Below are 524 nucleotides of genomic sequence, written 5' to 3' on the forward strand. Positions count from 1 at the left end.
GATCGCCACTTCAACTTCGCCTTTTTCTAGGTTGGCGATATTCGGATCGGTAAATGACAAGCGACCTTGTTTCGCCAGTTCAGCAAAGAACTTGATTGCTGGTTTAAGGTTCGATTCGTCACCACCGTTGGCAAAAGCTGCTGCCAAAACCGCGTTGTTCGCTTGCGCCGCAACGCCTACGTCTCCAACCGTCACTTTGTAGTCACCTTTGAGTAGGTCACCCCAAGTTTTTGGTGCGTCTTTGACTAGGTTGTTGTTTGAGATAAAAGAGATAGTGCCGGTGTATGCCAGCGCCCAGTGGCCATCTTTATCTTTCGCCCAATCGGGAATGTCATTCCAAGTGGTCGGTTTATACGGTTGAGTTACGCCTTTTTTCACGGCAACTCGCGCAAATGCAAAACCGACGTCACCGATATCTGCGGTCGCATTTTTCTTCTCTGCTTCGAATTTCGCGATTTCTTGTGCAGAGCTCATGTCAGTGTCTTGATGTTTCAAACCGTAGTTTGATTGCAAATCAGCCCACG

The 524-nt window shown here is 48.3% G+C and carries 1 protein-coding gene; it reads right to left on the reverse strand.

Going from position 1 to position 524, the window contains the following annotated elements; all coding sequences use genetic code 11:
• Positions 1 to 524, reverse strand: a 524-nt coding sequence (locus R7R24_RS30255) for an ABC transporter substrate-binding protein (RefSeq protein WP_318120657.1), incomplete at both ends; no start/stop codon positions are given.

Source organism: Vibrio sp. 704, assembly GCF_033339295.1.